Genomic DNA, 15,352 nt, shown 5'->3' on the forward strand with positions numbered 1-15,352 from the left:
CCCCGCCGGGCCCGGCGGTCGGCTGCGCGGGCGGGGACGGGCGGCGGAGGGGGCGGGGCGGCACCGGGCGCCGGCCCGGGCCTTCGGTGAGGGGCGCCGAGGGGCGCGGCGCGGGCGCCGACGGGCGGCCGACAGGGCGGGGCGGCACGGGGGCCTGCCCCGGCCCTTCACCGAGGGGCGCTGAAGCGGCGGACCTCGGCGGACGACTGGCCGGGCGGGGCGGTACGGCGGCCTGGCCAGTCCCCTCGGCGAAGGGCACCGGGGACGCGGGGCGCGGCGCGGGCGCGGACGGCAGGCCCGACGGGCGTGGAGGCATGGTGGTCCGGCTCGCCGCCTCCGCGGGGCGCGGCGCGGGCGCCGACGGGCGTGGAGGCATGGTGGTTCGGCTCACCGGCTCCGTGAAGCGCGGCGCGGGCGCCGACGGGCGTGGAGGTACGGCGGTCCCGCTCGCCGCCTCCGTGAAGCGCGGCGCGGGCGCCGACGGGCGTGGGGGCATGGTGGTTCGGCTCGTCGGTTCCGTGGGGTGGTCCGGGGATGCCGGGGGGTGCGTCGGTGCCGGTGGGTGGAACGGGGCCGGGGTCTGGGCGGGCCCAGGGACGCTGGTGTCCTCGCCGGCGGCCGGTGGCGTGTCGGGGAAGCGGGCCGATGCCTTCGGCGGGGGCGGGGGGTTGCCCGTGGCAGGCGAACGGAAGCTCGGGGAGCGAGGGCTGTCGGTCCCCGGTGCGGTGCTGTCGCGCGGTGCCTCGCGGCGCGAAGGCGACGGCTCGTGCGGCGAGTCGTTGCCCGTCGGGTGCGTGTCCCGCTCCTGTGGGCGGGGCTGTGCCGGTTCCCGGGTCTCGGGGGCCGGGGTCTCGGGCGTCGAAGGGGTGGAGGCGCGCCGCGCTTCCGTGCTCATCCGCCCCCCGTTTCCTCGTCCCCGGGTCCTGCCGTCCCCGTCCTCGGGCTTGTCCCGTTCCCCGGGCCTTGTCCGGTCCCCGGATCTTGTCCCATGCCCGGGGCTTGTCCCGTACGCGGACCCGCCTTCCGCCCCAGGGCAGTCTTGTTCCGGCGGGCTGGAATTCCCAGGGCAGGTATACCCACGCGCGGAATTCCGTCAGGCACGCACACCCCGGGCGGGATCCCCCGGGGCACGCACACCCGCGCGCGCGTGGCCGCATCCGGCGCTGTGGCGGCGGGTGGGGTTCCGCGTGCGTGCGCGTCACTCTACGGCGTGTCGGTGCCGGAGCGGGAACCAGTCCGCGCCGCCGGGGCATCTGCCCGGGAACGTCCCCCTCCCCTCCGGTAATTCCGTCTGGCAGGCTGCGCCCATGACCGCACGCGCCGCCGACCGGGCTCGGTACGACCGGGCCACCGCCCATCTCGACGCTCCTCTCGCGATCGTGGACCTGGACGCGTTCGACGCCAACGCCGACGACCTGGTCCGCCGGGCCGGTGGGAAGCCGGTCCGGGTCGCCAGCAAGTCCGTGCGCTGCCGTGCGCTGCTCGAACGGGTCCTGGCCCGGGACGGTTTCGCGGGGATCATGTCGTTCACGCTGGCCGAGTCGCTGTGGCTGGCGCGCTCCGGTTTCGAGGACGTGCTGCTCGCCTACCCGTCCGCCGACCGCGCCGGTTTCGCGGAACTGGCCGGGGACCCCAAGCCGGCCGCCGCCGTGACCGTGCTGGTGGACGACCCGGCGCAGCTCGACCTCATCGACGCCTCGCGCGACGGCGGACGCGAAGTGGTGCGGGTGTGCCTGGAGTTGGACACCTCGCTGAGGATGTTCGGCGGGCGGGTGCGGGTCGGCGCGCTGCGCTCCCCGCTGCACTCCCCGGCACAACTCGCCGACCTGGCCCGCGCGGTGACCCGCCGGCCGGGTTTCCGGGTCGTCGGGATCATGGCGTACGAGGGTCATGTCGCCGGGGTCGGGGACGCGGTGGCCGGGCGTCCGCTGCGGTCGCGGGCCGTGCGGCTGATGCAGGCCGCGGCCCGCCGGGAGCTGGCCGAGCGGCGCGCGGCGGCGGTGCGGGCGGTGCGGGCCGTGGTGCCGGACCTGGAGTTCGTCAACGGCGGCGGCACCGGGAGTGTGCAGCACACGGCCGCGGAGGACGCGGTGACGGAGATCGCGGCCGGGTCGGGGCTGTACGTGCCGCGGCTGTTCGACCACTACACGTCGTTCACGGGCCGTCCGGCCGCCCTGTTCGCGCAGCCGGTGGTGCGGCGTCCGGGCGTCGGCGTGGTGACGGTGCTCGGCGGCGGCTATCCGGCGTCCGGCGCGCCCGGCCCGGACCGGCTGCCGGTGCCGTATCTGCCGGAGGGGCTGCGGTACGACCCGCAGGAGGGCGCGGGCGAGGTGCAGACGCCGCTGGTGGGCTCGCCCGCCGACGATCTCCTCGTCGGGGACAAGGTGTGGTTCCGGCACGCGAAGGCGGGCGAGCTGTGCGAGCGGTTCGGCACGCTGCATCTGGTGGCGGGGGACGCGGTGACGGCGTCGGTGCCGACGTACCGGGGCGAGGGGCACGCGTTCCTGTAGCCGCCGCGCGCCCGTTCAGCCGGTGGGACCGATGCTGCTGCCGACGCCGCCTCCGGTGGACGCGTCGCCGACCGGGCGGATGCCTTCGGTGATGCGGTCCATGTCGGCGAGCGGCGGGCCGTCCTCGCCCGCGTCGAAGACGTACCGGACGACAATGGGCGACTCGGTGCCGACGGTCGAGGGGAACACCAGCGACTGCACATGGCCGCCGGGGCCCTTGGCGGTCCTCACCCGCCAGCGCACGAAGTACCCGGCGCGTCCCGCGACCGCGACGGGGCCCGCCGCGACCTGCTCGTGGGACTCGATGCCGCCGAAGGGCCGGTTGCCGAGGAGGTCACGGTCGTAGGCGTCGTCGGCCGCGTCGGGGATGTCCTCGCGGGCCAGCGCCTCGGGCGACCGCTCGTCGTTCGCGGTGACCGTGCGGGAGATGACGAGGCCGTGCCGGCACAGGCCGCCGTCGCCGGGGCAGTCGTAGGTGCCGTCCCTGGTCATGACGACGTCGTCCTGGGCGACGTGCTCGGGCCGGATCCAGCCGTCGAGGAGGGGCAGGGTGATGCCGTTGAGTTCGTCCACGACGCGGGACGGGTCCTCGGCGGACGGCTTCGAGGGGGACGCTGGGGGCGGGGCGGCCGTCGGCGTGGCGCCGGACGCGGTCGGGGCGGGCTGCGGCAGGTTCCGCGTCCCGGGGGCGCCGTCGTCCTTGCCGAGCAGGACCGTGCCGGTGACGATCGCGGCGACGAGGACGGCCCCGGCGGTGGTGAGGGCGACGGCCCCGGCCCGCTTGCCGCCGGCGGCGGCGGACGGGGAGCCCGGCGGCGGCACGGGGGGTGCCGCCGCCTCCGGTGCGCGCCGGTGCGCGGTCCAGGCCGTGCCGTCCCACCAGCGTTCCAGGTGCGGGCCGGACGGGTCGCGGTACCAGCCGGGCGGCGGTGTCATGCTCATCCCGGCACTCTAGGACGGGCCCTACAGCGGCGTGACGTACGCCCCCGAGATCCCGCCGTCCACCAGGAAGTCGGTGGCGTTCACGAAGGACGAGTCGTCGCTGGCGAGGAAGGCGACGGCGGCGGCGATCTCCTCCGCCTCGGCGAACCGGCCGAGCGGGATGTGCACCAGGCGGCGCTCGGCGCGCTCCGGGTCCTTGGCGAACAGCTCCTGAAGGAGCGGGGTGTTGACCGGGCCGGGGCACAGGGCGTTGACGCGGATGCCCTCGCGGGCGAACTGCACGCCCAGTTCACGGGACAGGGCGAGCACGCCGCCCTTGGACGCGGTGTACGAGATCTGCGAGGTGGCCGCGCCCATCTTCGCCACGAAGGACGCCGTGTTGATGATGGAGCCCTTGCCCTGGCGCCGCATGTAGGGGATGGCGGCCTTGCAGCACAGGTAGACGGAGGTGAGGTTGACCTCCTGGACGCGCTTCCAGGCGTCCAGTCCGGTCTCCAGGATGGAGTCGTCGTCGGGCGGGGAGATCCCGGCGTTGTTGAAGGCGACGTCGACGCTGCCGTAGGTGTCGTACGCCGTCCGGAACAGCGCCTCGACCTGCTCCGGGTCGGTGACGTCGACGTTGACGAAGATGCCGCCGGTCTCCTCGGCCGCCGCCTTGCCGCGGGTCTCGTCGACGTCGCCGCAGACGACGTGCGCGCCCTCGGAGGCGAGCCGGCGCGCGGTGGCGAGTCCGATGCCGCTGCCGGCTCCGGTGACGACGGCGGTACGGCCGACCAGGCGGCGGCAGATGTTCTCGTCAGGCGATGCGGTCACTGTGCGGGGCCCTCCGTGCTGATGAAGACGTTCTTGGTCTCGGTGAAGGCGGCCAGGGCGTCCGGGCCCAGCTCGCGGCCGATGCCGGACTGCTTGAAACCGCCGAACGGGGTCCAGTAGCGGACGCTGGAGTGGGAGTTGACGGACAGGTTGCCCGCGCGGACGGCCTGGCAGACGCGCAGGGCGCGGCCCACGTCGCGGGTCCAGATGGAGCCAGACAGGCCGTACTCGGTGGCGTTGGCCAGGGCGACGGCCTCCGCCTCGTCCTCGAAGGGCAGCACGACGGCGACCGGGCCGAAGACCTCCTCGACGGCCACGCGCGCGTGGGGGTCGACGCCGGTGAGGACGGTGGGCGGGAACCAGAAGCCGGGGCCCTCGGGGGCCTTGCCGCGGATGCCGTCGGCGTCCGGGTCGACGTAGGAGCGGACGCGCTCCAGCTGGGTGCGGGAGATCAGCGGGCCCATCGCGGTGCTGTCGTCGGCCGGGTCGCCGACGACGACGGACTCGACGGCGGGGGCGAGGAGTTCGAGGAAGCGGTCGTGGACGTCGTGCTGGACGAGGATGCGGGTGCGGGCGCAGCAGTCCTGGCCGGAGTTGTCGAGGAAGGCCATGGGGGCGGCGGCAGCGGCGGCCTCCAGGTCGGCGTCGGCGAAGACGATGTTGGGGCTCTTGCCGCCGAGTTCCAGGGTGACGCGCTTGAGCAGGGCCGAGCCCTTGGCCAGGACCTGTTTGCCGACGGCCGTCGACCCGGTGAACACGATCTTGGCGACGCCGGGGTGCTCGACGAGGGCGGTGCCCGTGACGGGGCCGTGGCCGGGGAGCACCTGGAACAGCCCTTCGGGCAGGCCCGCCTCCAGGGCGAGTGCGGCCAGGCGCAGGGCAGTCAGGGGTGTGGTCTCGGCGGGTTTGAGCAGGACCGCGTTGCCCGCGGCGAGCGCGGGGGCGGTGCCCCAGGCCGCGATCGGCATGGGGAAGTTCCAGGGGGCGATGACGCCGACGACGCCGAGCGGTTCGAGGATCGTGACGTCCAGTCCGCCCGCGACGGGGATCTGGCGGCCGGTGAGCCGCTCCACTCCCCCGGCCGCGTAGTCGAGCAGGTCACGGACGTTGCCGGCCTCCCAGCGGGCGTTGCCGATCAGGTGGCCCGCCTCCAGGACCTCCAGCCGGGCCAGCTCCTCCAGGTGCGCGTCCACGGCGGTGGCGAAGCGGCGCAGCAGGCGGGCGCGGTCGCCGGGTGCCAGGGCGGCCCAGGCGGTCTGCGCCCGTGCGGCGCGTACGACCGCGGCGTCGACGTCGGCGGCGGAGGCGGCCGGGACGGTGGCGACGACCTCCTCGGTCGCGGGGTTGAGGACCGTGAGTTCGTGGGGGTGTTCGGACAAGCGGGGCCTCACATGCGTTCGAAGGAGCGGCGCAGTTCCCAGTCGGTGACCGCGGCGTCGAAGGCGTCGAGTTCGACGCGCGCCATGTTGCGGTAGTGGGCGACGACCTCGTCGCCGAAGGCCGCCTTGGCGAGGGGGCTGTTCTCCCAGAGTCCGGCGGCCTCGCGCAGGGTGGTCGGGACGTGCGCGAGGCCGGCGGCGTAGGCGTTGCCGGGGCAGGGGTCGGGCAGTTCGAGCCGCTGCTCGATGCCGTGCAGCCCGGCCGCGATCATGCCGGCGACGGCGAGGTAGGGGTTGACGTCGCCGCCGGGCAGCCGGTTCTCGAAGCGCAGGGAGCGGCCGTGGCCGACCACCCGCAGGGCGCAGGTGCGGTTGTCGTGGCCCCAGGCGACGGCGGTGGGCGCGAAGGAGCCCGGCTGGAACCGCTTGTAGGAGTTGATGTTGGGGGCGTACAGCAGGGAGAAGTCGCGCAGTGCGGCGAGCTGCCCGGCGAGGAAGTGCCGCATGACGTCGGACATGTCACCGCCGGGGCCCGCGGCCATGACGTTGGTGCCGTCGGCGTCGGCGAGCGAGAGGTGGATGTGGCAGGAGTTGCCCTCGCGCTCGTTGTACTTGGCCATGAAGGTGATCGACACGCCCTCCTGGGCGGCGATCTCCTTGGCGCCGGTCTTGTAGACGGAGTGCTGGTCACAGGTGACGAGGGCCTCGTCGTAGCGGAAGGCGATCTCGTGCTGGCCGGGGTTGCACTCGCCCTTGGCGGACTCGACGGTCAGGCCGGCGGCGGTCATCTCGTTGCGGATGCGGCGCAGCAGGGGCTCGATGCGGCCGGTGCCGAGGACGGAGTAGTCGACGTTGTACTGGTTCGCGGGGGTCAGGCCCCGGTAGCCGGCGTCCCAGGCCTGTTCGTAGGTGTCCTTGAAGACGATGAACTCCAGCTCGGTGCCGACCTGGGCGGTCCAGCCGTGGGCGGCGAGGCGGTCGAGCTGGCGGCGCAGGATCTGTCGGGGCGCCGCGGCGACCGGGGAGCCGTCGTGCCAGGCGAGGTCGGCGACGAGCATCGCCGTGCCCTCGTTCCAGGGGACGCGGCGCAGGGTCGTGAGGTCGGGGTGCATGGCGAAGTCGCCGTAGCCGCGGTCCCAGGAGGACATCGCGTAGCCGTCGACGGTGTTCATGTCGGCGTCGACGGCGAGGAGGTAGTTGCAGCCCTCGGTGCCGTGGTGGAGGACCTCGTCCAGGAAGAAGCGGGCGGCGAACCGCTTCCCCTGGAGCCGCCCCTGCATGTCGGGGAACGCGAGCACGACCGTGTCGATGTCACCGCCCGCGACGAGGGCGTGCAGTTCCTCGATGCCGAGCGGGGCTGTGCGGTCTGCCACGGGAGAGCCTCCTTGGGGCTTCTGCGTTCCGCCGTGAGCCATAAGGTATTGCCGAGGACCTTTGCTTGGGAAGGGGGCACGGCCGTATGCGGGAGGAACCCGGCGGTGGGGACCGCCTAGCGCCGGTGCTGCGGCCGGTGCGGGCGGGCAACGGCTTCGAGGAGGCGCTGGAGCAGATCCTCCAGGTGGTGCGGCTGGGGCTGGTGCCGCAGGGCGGGCGGCTGCCGGCGGAGCGGGAACTGGCGGAGCGGCTGGGGATCAGCCGGGTGACGCTGCGGGAGGTCCTGAAGGTGCTCCAGGACCAGGGGCTGGTCGAGTCGCGGCGCGGGCGGTACGGCGGAACGTTCGTGCTGCCGCGCGCCGACGGCCCCGGCGGCCAGGACGCGCTGCGGCGGCGGGTGGCCGGCACGGACGTCGAGGACGTGCTGCGGTTCCGGGAGGTGCTGGAGGTGGGGGCGGCCGGGCTGTGCGCGGCGCACGGCCTGGGCGGCGAGGGCGCGGCCCGGCTGCGGGAGGCGCTGGACCGCACGCACGACGCGCCGCTCGCCGAGTACCGGCGCCTGGACACGATGCTGCACCTGACGCTCGCGGAGCTGTGCGGGTCGCCGTCGCTGGCGGCGCAGTACGCGGCGGTCCGGGCGACGCTGAACGACCTGCTGGACTGCATTCCGCTGCTGGTGCGCAACCTGGAGCACTCGCAGCGGCAGCACACGGCGCTGGTCGAGGCGGTACTGGACGGTGACGCGGACGGGGCGCGGGAGATGATGCGGGAGCACTGCGCGGGGACGGCGGCGCTGCTGCGCGGGTTTCTCACCTGAGCCGGTCGGAGGGTAAAGGTAAGGGTTCACACCATTGCGGGGAGGGGTCGAGGTGACCGGACGGCGTCCGCTGATCGGCGTCAGCACGTATCTGGAGGCCGGGGCGCGCTGGGGCGTGTGGGAGCTGGAGGCGGCGCTGCTGCCCGCCGGGTATCCGCGGCTGGTGCAGCGGGCGGGGGGCCTGGCCGTGATGCTGCCCCCGGACGCGCCCGAACACGCCGCGGCGGCGGTGGCGCGGCTCGACGGGGTGGTGATCGCCGGCGGTCCGGATGTCGACCCGGCGCGGTACGGGGCGCCGCGGGACGCGCGTACGGGACCGCCCGCCGTGGAGCGGGACGCGTGGGAACTGGCGCTGATCGGGGCGGCGCTGGGGGCGGGGGTGCCGCTGCTGGGGATCTGCCGGGGCATGCAGTTGCTGAACGTCGCCCTCGGCGGCACGCTCGTGCAGCACCTGGAAGGGCACGCGGAGGTGGTGGGGATGTTCGGCGGGCATCCGGTCGCGCCGGTGCCCGGGACGCGGTACGCCTCGCTGGTCCCGGAGGAGACGGTCGTCCCGACGTACCACCATCAGTCGGTGGACCGCCTCGGGGAGGGGCTCGTGGTGTCGGCGCGGGCGGCGGACGGGACGGTGGAGGCGGTGGAACTGCCGTCGGCGGCGGGGTGGACGCTCGGGGTGCAGTGGCATCCCGAGATGGGGGACGACCTGCGGGTGATGCGAGGGCTGGTGCGGGCGGCCGGCGGGTCGTAGGAACCGTCCCCGGCGGATGCCGTGGTACCCGCGGGACGGGCGCCCCCCGTCACGCGCGCGTGAGCGACAACAGCTCCCGGGCCGGGCCCGTCGGGCGGTGACCCGTTGGCCAGACCGCACGGAGGTCCCTCGTCAGGGCGATGCCCTCGACCGGGACGGGGACCAGGCGGCGCATCGACAGCTCCTCCCCCACGGCCAGTTCGCTGAGGACCGCCGGGCCCGCACCGCCGACCACCGCGGCCTTCACGGCCGTCGTGGAGGACAGTTCGATCAGCGGGCGGGCCAGGCCGCCCAGGGCCGCGTCCAGGACCTGACGGGTTCCGGAGCCCTTCTCGCGCAGGATCAGCGGGGTCGCCGCCAGCTCCTGCGCGGCCAGCGGCCTGCGGCGGCGGGCCCAGGGATGGCCGGGCGCCGCGACGACGATCAGCCGGTCGTGGGCAATGACGGCCGAGTCCAGGCCGGCCGGGACCGACAGGCCCTCCACGAAGCCCAGGTCGGCCTCGTCGGACAGCAGCCGCTCGGCGACCGCCGCCGAGTTGCCGGCGAGCAGCGACACCGCCGTGTCCGGGCGCTGGGCGCGCAGCGCGAGCAGCCAGCCCGGCAGCAGGTACTCGGCGATCGTCATGCTCGCCGCCACCCGCAGCCGGGAGTCGCGCCGGTCCCGCAGCGCCTGCGCCCCGGCGTCGAACGCCTCGGCGGCCTCCACGATCCGCCGCGCCCAGTCGGTGACGAGGGCGCCCGCGTCGGTGAGCCGGGAGCCGCGCGGCGAGCGGTCCACGAGGGCCACACCGAGCTGCCGTTCCATCGACCGGATGCGGCTGCTGGCGGCGGGCTGGGTGATGCCGAGTTCCCGGGCGGCACCGCCGAGGCTGCCGAGCCGCGCGACCGCCAGCAGCAGTTCCAGCGCTCCGAGGTCCGGCACCCGGTGCGCCAGCGGCCCCCCGGCGGTCTGCCGGGATGCGTCGTGCCCGTCCGTCGACCTCGTGCTGTCACCACTGCTCATAAGCCCAGCTTATGTTGCACCAGAGGGATGCTCCCTGGTCGCGGCGGAGAACGGGCACGACGGTGGACGTCATGGTCACCGCCGCCCAGCTCCTCCCCCGTGCCACCGCGCGTCCCCGCGTGCCGCCGTCCGTCAGCTCGGGCCGAACCGGTACGCCGCCGTCATGGGCGCCGCCGCCGTGGGCACGGCGCGCGGTGTGGTCAGCGGCGCGCCGCTCGCAGGGCCCGCCCCAGCACCCGGGGCGCCTCGGCCAGCGACGGGCCGTACCAGGTGAGGTGGCGGCCACTGACCAGCGCGCAGGGCAGCCCGGGGAAGGCCTCGGGTCCGTCGTCGGCGGTGAAGCGGTAGGGCTCGTCGGGGAGCACGACGAGGTCCGGGCCCGCGGCGAGCAGGTCGTCCCGGGACACGCGCGGATAGCGCTCGGCGTGGGCCGCGTACACGTGGTCGACGCCGAGGCGGGCCAGCACGTCGCCGGCGAAGGTGTCCCGGCCGAGCACCATCCACGGGCGGCGCCACACGGGCACCACGGCGGTTGTACGGCGCCCCGGCTGCGGCAGCGCCGCCCAGGTCTCCTCGGCCTCGTCCAGCCACCGGGGGCGGCTGCCCGCCCCGCACGCCCGCAGCACCCGCTCCAGCTCGCCGAAGGCCTGCGGCACGCTGCGCACCTCGGTCACCAGCACGTCGACACCGGCCGCCCGCAGGGCGTCGAGGTCGGGGGCGCGGTTCTCCTCCTCGTTGGCGATCACCAGGTCGGGGGCGAGGGAGAGGATCCGCTCGGTCTTCGGGTTCTTGGTGCCGCCGATGCGTACGACGTCGAGGCCGGCCGGGTGCGTGCACCAGTCCGTGGCGCCGACGAGGGCGCCGGGCAGCGTCACGGCCACCGCCTCCGTCAGGGACGGCACCAGCGAGACGACCCTCACTGCGGGGGCCTGTCCCGGACCGCCTCGATGTGTTCGGCGACCGCGACGACCAGCAGCCGCGTGTCGGAGACCGTGGCCCGCCAGCGGTGCCGCACCCCGCCCGTGAGGTAGAGGGTGTCGCCGCGGCCGAGGCGGTAGGCGCGGCCCTCGGCCTCGATCTCCACGGCGCCGTCCGCCACGTACATCAACTGGTCGTTGCGGTACTGGAATTCACGGCCCGCGTCGTGGTCGCCGGTGAACTCCGAGGCGTGCATCTGGTGGTGTCCGCGCACCAGGGACCGCACCCGGGGCTCCGGGAAGGGCTCGGCCGCCTCGGCGCGCACGACGTCCACGCTGCACGCCGGGTCGGCCGCCGCGAGGAGTTCCACGGCGGTGGTGCGCAGCGCGTCGGCGAGCTTCTCCAGGGAGCTGGTGCTGGGCCGCGCCCGCTCGTTCTCGATCTGGCTGAGGAACGGCACGGACAGGCCACTGCGTTCGGCCACGACGGCGAGCGTGAGCTCCAGGGCCCTGCGTCGCCGCCGTACGGCCGCGCCCACCCGCAAGGGCTGTTCTTTGTGGTCGCCCATCGCTCCGGCTCCCTCCTTCGCTCGTCGTCCGGCCGGCCGGCCGCGCCGTCGCCGGCGCGCCCGTGGTGCCGGCTTCCCTGCACCCTACGCATGTTCGGCAAACCGATTCATGCGCCCGTCACATGCCTGTCACCCCGTGGGGGTTGCGACCTCATGGTTCGCGCCAATGGAACGACGGGACGTTCCGTCGGGTCAATGCACGGTCGCTCGTCCGAGTTCCCGTCCTGGCGGAGATTTCCCGTCCCGGATCGCGTGGCGGTGGCGGTACGTGTTTGGCCGAATCCCTACCGCAGGCGCCGGGGCGGCCCGCCGGTATCGGAAAGGGCGCCCGGTATGCCGAAGGGGCGGGCCCCGCCGCACGGCTCGCGGCGGGGCCCGCCCCTCGCGGGGGACGCGCCGGGTCCCGTCAGGTCACCCGGCACGCCCGGTATCAGGACCGGAAGCGTGGATCACTGCGGAGTCATCCGCCCGACCATGTCCGGGTGCTCCTCGAGCCACGCGGCGACGGCCTCCTCCTCGTGGCCCTGACCGCGCTCGTTGATCTCGGCCTCCAGCGTGCCCAGCTCGTCCTCGGTCATCCGGAAGCCCTTGATCCACTTGGTGAGCTGCGGATACTGCTCCGGGAACTTCTCGCTGGAGATGGTGCGGATCGTGTTGCCCTCGCCGAAGAGCTTCTTCTCGTCCTTCAGCTTGGTCAGCTCGTACTCGCTGTACGCCCAGTGCGGCGACCAGAGCACGACGACGACGGGCTCCTTCTTGGCGTAGGCGCGCTTGAGCTCCGCGAGCATCGCCGGGGTGGAGCCGTCGACGACCTTGTACTCCTCGTCGAGGCCGTAGCCCGGCAGGACGTCCTTCTTGAGCAGGTTCATCTCGCCGGTGCCCGGCTCGATGCCGATGATCTTGCCGTCGAAGCGGTCGGCCTTGCCCTTGAGGTCCGCGAGGGACTTGACGTCCTTCACGTACGACGGGACGGCCAGCTCCAGCGACGTCGGCTCGTACCAGGTGCCGAGGTCGTTGAGCTTGTCCTTGTGCTGGTCCCAGTAGTTCTTCTGGGCGTACGGCAGCCAGGCGTCGAAGTTGAGGTCGATGTCGCCGGAGGCCAGGCCGGTGTAGACCGGGCCGACGTCCATCTGCTTCAGGTTCAGCCGGTAGCCGCGCCGCTCCAGGACGTTCTTCCACAGATAGGTGATGGCGATGTCCTCGTCCCAGGGGAACCAGGCCACGTCGACGGGCCGCTTCGCCTCGGCGGGCGTGCTGCCGGCGGCGTCCTTCACCGGGGCGAGCTTCTCGACCACGCCCGGGTTCTTCTTCAGCCATGCCTTGACCGCCTGCTGCTGCCTGCCCTTGCCTGCCTTGTTGATCTCGGCTTCCAGGCCGGTGAGTTCCTTCTCGGTCATCCGGAAGTTCTTCAGCCATGTGCCGACGACCGGGTTCTCGGCCGCGAAGCCCTTGCGGGACAGGGTGTGCACACCGTCGCCCTTGCCCCAGCTGCCCTTGGGGTCCTCGAGCTTCTTCAGGTCGTAGTCGCTGTAGGCCCAGTGCGGGGACCACAGGGTGACGACGATCGGCTGCTTCTTGGCGTAGGCGCGCTTGAGCTGCGCGAGCATGGCCGGGGTGGAGCTGTCCACGACCCGGTATTCCCTGTCGAGGCCGTACTCCTTGAGGACCTTGCTCTTCAGCAGGCCCATCATGCCGGCGCTCGGCTCGATGCCGGTGATCTTCCCGCCGAACCGCCCGGCCTTGCCCTTGAGGTCCGCGAGGGAGTCGATGTCCTCCATGTACGCGGGGACGGTCAGCTCCAGGGAGGTCTCGTCGTACCAGGCGCCGAGGTCGTCGAGCCGCTTGCCGTACTTCTTCCAGTACTGCTCGTGGGTGGTGGGCAGCCAGGCGTCGGTCTGGAAGTCGATGTCACCGCTCGCCAGCGAGGTGTAGAGCGGGCCGGCCTCCAGCTGCTTGGTCTCCACCTGGTAGCCGCGCCGCTCCAGGATCTCCTTCCACAGGAAGGTGGAGGCGACGCCCTCGTCCCAGGGGATGTAGCCGATGCTGATCCTCTTGTCCTGGCCGACGTCACCGCTCGCTGCGGTGGCGGTGCCCTTGTCCGCGCCGAAGACGCCCATGCCGCCCGCCACGAGCGCGAGCACCACGACGCCGATCACGGCGACGGCCGGACGCGGCCGGTACGACCAGATCTTCATGCCCTGGGCCGCGCGCGCCCGGGCCGCGGCACGGCGGCCGAGCGGCGACACCTGGGTGCCGAGGGCGCTGGTCATGCGGTCGAGGTAGATCGCCAGGATCACGATCGCGACACCGGCCTCGGAGCCGAGGCCGACGTTGAGCTGGCCGATGGCCTCGTTGACGTCGCCGCCGAGGCCGTCGGCGCCGACCATGCCGGCGATGGCGGCCATGGACAGGCCGAGCATGATGACCTGGTTGACGCCCGCCATGACGGTGGGCAGGGCGAGCGGCAGCTGGACGCGCAGCAGGATGTTGCGCGGGGTGGTGCCGAACGCCTCGGCGGCCTCGACCAGCTCCTTGTCGACCTGCCGGATGCCCAGCTCGGTCATGCGGACGCCGGGGGCCAGCGCGAAGATCAGGGTGGCGACGATGCCCGCGGGAGCGCCGCTGCCGAAGAAGAGGATCGCCGGGATGAGGTAGATCATCGCGGGCAGCGTCTGCATGAAGTCCAGCACCGGCCGGACCACGCCGCTGACGCGCTCCGAGCGGGCCGCCCAGATGCCGACGGGCACCGAGATCACGAGCGCGATGATCGTGGCGACGAGGACCAGCGAGAGGGTCATCATCGCGTTCTCCCACAGGCCGAGGGAGTCGATGAACGCGAACCCGGCGAAGGAGAGCACACCGGCGACGGCGCCGCGCAGCCAGAAGGCGATCACGGCGAAGATGCCGGCCAGCAGCAGCGGCTCGGGGGCCTGGAGGACGGCGTCGATGCCGTCGTAGGCGCCGAGGAAGACCGTCTTGAGGAAGTCGAACAGCCACGCCACGTTGTCGAGCAGCCAGTCGACGGAGCTGTTGACCCAGTCGCCGAAGGGGATCCTAGGCATGGGCGGTCACCTTCTCCCCGTCGTTGCCGCTCCGGGAGGCGCAGGGCGCGGGCGGCGCCGTCTGCTCGTCGCCGAGGAAGCCGACCAGCCGCTGCCGGGGGACGACCCCGACGACCTCGCGGCGCTCGCCGAGCACGGCGACCGGGTGGGCCAGCCGGGCGCTGAGCGCGCAGAGGTCGGTGAACGGCGTCTCGGGCGTCGCGGTCTCGCAGTCGCAGTCGGCCTCGTGGCCGCTGACGTCGCGGTCCATGACGGACTCGGCGGTCAGCACGCGGGAGCGGTCGACGTCCTGCGTGAAGGAGGCGACGTAGTCGTCGGCGGGGCGCAGCAGGATGTCCTGAGCGGTGCCGACCTGCACGATGCGGCCGTCGCGCATGACGGCGACGCGGTCGCCCAGGCGCATGGCCTCGTTGAGGTCGTGGGTGATGAAGACGATGGTCTTCTTCAGGGTGCGCTGGAGCTCCAGGAGCTGGTCCTGCATGTCGCGGCGGATCAGCGGGTCCAGGGCGCTGAAGGACTCGTCCATCAGCAGCAGGTCGACGTCGGTGGCGAGCGCGCGGGCGAGGCCGACGCGCTGCTGCATGCCGCCGGACAGCTCGTCGGGCCAGGACTCCTCCCAGCCGGCCAGGCCACACAGGGCGAGCGCCTCGTCGGCGCGCCGTGCGCGCTCGGCGCGGGGCACGCCCTGCACTTCCAGACCGTAGGCGGCGTTCTCGCGCACACTGCGGTGCGGGAAGAGCGCGAAGTGCTGGAAGACCATGCTGATCTTCCTGGAGCGGACCTCGCGCAGGTCGCGGTCGCCGAGCGCGGTCAGGTCCTGGCCGTCGAAGCGGACGTGACCCGCGGTCGGTTCGAGCAGGCCGTTGAGCATGCGCAGCAGGGTGGACTTGCCCGAACCGGACAGCCCCATGACGACGAAGATCTCACCCGGCTCGACGGTGAAGGAGGCGTCGATCACGGCGGCCGTGGTGCCGTTCGCCCGCAGCTCCTCCCGGTCCGCCCCCTGCTGGAGCCGTCTGACCGACTCGTCCGGTCGTCTGCCGAACACCTTGTACAGGTGCTCGGCCTCTAGCCTCGCTGACACGCTTACCTTCTCGTCTCGACGGCAATGGGAACGGAGCGACCGGGGCGCGGACATCTGTGACAGTTGAACGCGCAACCCGCATCGCTCCGAGGCCGCCCCTGCCCCCGGCCCTCGAACACAAACGCACGGGCGGC

Annotated in this window: 12 protein-coding genes; 3 read left to right on the plus strand and 9 right to left on the minus strand. The window is 73.5% G+C overall.

Going from position 1 to position 15,352, the window contains the following annotated elements; all coding sequences use genetic code 11:
* The first annotated feature begins 1,307 nt into the window (after positions 1–1,307).
* Entirely contained in the window at positions 1,308–2,510 is a 1,203-nt protein-coding gene (locus AB0M97_RS22010) for an amino acid deaminase/aldolase (RefSeq protein ID WP_365962632.1), read from the plus strand.
* A gap of 15 nt (positions 2,511–2,525) precedes the next feature.
* On the opposite strand, the gene AB0M97_RS22015 is transcribed toward AB0M97_RS22010, so the two are convergent.
* The 4 genes from AB0M97_RS22015 to AB0M97_RS22030 are packed head-to-tail and all read right to left on the minus strand — an operon-like array spanning position 2,526 to position 7,017.
* Positions 2,526–3,446 (minus strand): DUF2510 domain-containing protein, encoded by a 921-nt coding sequence (locus tag AB0M97_RS22015; protein WP_365962684.1) that lies wholly within the window; start codon positions 3,444–3,446, stop codon positions 2,526–2,528.
* A 27-nt stretch (positions 3,447–3,473) separates the two neighbouring features.
* Complete coding sequence (locus tag AB0M97_RS22020; RefSeq protein ID WP_365962633.1) at positions 3,474–4,265, minus strand: 3-oxoacyl-ACP reductase; 792 nt, start codon at positions 4,263–4,265, stop codon at positions 3,474–3,476.
* Positions 4,262–5,644 carry an aldehyde dehydrogenase family protein gene (locus tag AB0M97_RS22025; protein WP_365962634.1) on the minus strand — a complete coding sequence of 461 codons (1,383 nt, stop codon included), beginning with the start codon at positions 5,642–5,644 and terminating at the stop codon, positions 4,262–4,264. Before AB0M97_RS22025 ends, AB0M97_RS22020 begins: the two co-directional genes overlap by 4 nt.
* 8 nt (positions 5,645–5,652) lie before the next feature.
* Positions 5,653–7,017 carry a glutamine synthetase family protein gene (locus AB0M97_RS22030; protein ID WP_365962635.1) on the minus strand — a complete coding sequence of 455 codons (1,365 nt, stop codon included), beginning with the start codon at positions 7,015–7,017 and terminating at the stop codon, positions 5,653–5,655.
* Between the two features lie 86 nt (positions 7,018–7,103).
* Between AB0M97_RS22030 and AB0M97_RS22035 the strand changes: the two genes are divergently transcribed.
* Entirely contained in the window at positions 7,104–7,835 is a 732-nt protein-coding gene (locus AB0M97_RS22035; protein WP_365962636.1) for an FCD domain-containing protein, read from the plus strand.
* A 52-nt stretch (positions 7,836–7,887) separates the two neighbouring features.
* A complete protein-coding gene (locus tag AB0M97_RS22040) occupies positions 7,888–8,583 on the plus strand; it encodes a gamma-glutamyl-gamma-aminobutyrate hydrolase family protein (RefSeq protein WP_365962637.1) in 696 nt (231 codons plus the stop codon).
* A gap of 49 nt (positions 8,584–8,632) precedes the next feature.
* Here the strand turns inward: AB0M97_RS22040 and AB0M97_RS22045 are convergent, their stop codons facing one another.
* From AB0M97_RS22045 to AB0M97_RS22065, 5 genes are all read right to left on the minus strand, one after another.
* Positions 8,633–9,586 (minus strand): LysR family transcriptional regulator, encoded by a 954-nt coding sequence (locus AB0M97_RS22045; RefSeq protein WP_365962638.1) that lies wholly within the window; start codon positions 9,584–9,586, stop codon positions 8,633–8,635.
* A 200-nt stretch (positions 9,587–9,786) separates the two neighbouring features.
* The gene (locus AB0M97_RS22050; protein WP_365962639.1) at positions 9,787–10,506 is read right to left on the minus strand and encodes a helical backbone metal receptor; all 720 of its coding nucleotides are present in this window, start codon (positions 10,504–10,506) and stop codon (positions 9,787–9,789) included.
* Positions 10,503–11,072, minus strand: coding sequence for an XRE family transcriptional regulator (locus AB0M97_RS22055; protein WP_365962640.1), 570 nt, complete (start codon positions 11,070–11,072; stop codon positions 10,503–10,505). The genes AB0M97_RS22050 and AB0M97_RS22055 overlap by 4 nt, the downstream gene beginning before the upstream one ends.
* A gap of 449 nt (positions 11,073–11,521) precedes the next feature.
* A complete protein-coding gene (locus AB0M97_RS22060; protein ID WP_365962641.1) occupies positions 11,522–14,134 on the minus strand; it encodes an ABC transporter permease/substrate binding protein in 2,613 nt (870 codons plus the stop codon).
* Positions 14,127–15,218 carry a glycine betaine/L-proline ABC transporter ATP-binding protein gene (locus AB0M97_RS22065; RefSeq protein ID WP_365962642.1) on the minus strand — a complete coding sequence of 364 codons (1,092 nt, stop codon included), beginning with the start codon at positions 15,216–15,218 and terminating at the stop codon, positions 14,127–14,129. Before AB0M97_RS22065 ends, AB0M97_RS22060 begins: the two co-directional genes overlap by 8 nt.
* Positions 15,219–15,352: the final 134 nt, after the last annotated feature.

Source organism: Streptomyces sp. NPDC051207, from assembly GCF_040682395.1.
Taxonomy (GTDB): domain Bacteria; phylum Actinomycetota; class Actinomycetes; order Streptomycetales; family Streptomycetaceae; genus Streptomyces.